This is a genomic window from Streptomyces sp. MMG1121 (genome assembly GCF_001280015.1).
In the GTDB taxonomy this organism is placed as follows: Bacteria; Actinomycetota; Actinomycetes; order Streptomycetales; family Streptomycetaceae; genus Streptomyces.
Genome location: NZ_LGDV01000179.1, coordinates 1 through 207, shown reverse-complemented (window position 1 = coordinate 207; position 207 = coordinate 1). Strand labels below are relative to the sequence as shown.

Annotated in this window: 1 pseudogene; it reads left to right on the top strand. The window is 67.6% G+C overall.

The annotated features are described in order from the left end of the window. Window positions 1-207 (top strand): annotated as a pseudogene (locus ADK64_RS16690) (polyketide synthase); the annotation flags it as partial.

Here is a 207-nt window from a genome sequence, read left to right as displayed (position 1 = left end):
GCAGGCGCTGTTGGCGACGTACGGGCAGGGTCGGGATGCCGGGCGGCCGTTGTGGCTGGGTTCGTTGAAGTCGAACATCGGGCATGCGCAGGCGGCTGCCGGTGTCGCCGGTGTGATCAAGATGGTGATGGCGATGCGGCACGGGGTGTTGCCGAAGACGCTGCATGTGGATGAGCCGACGCCGCATGTGGACTGGTCGGCGGGTGC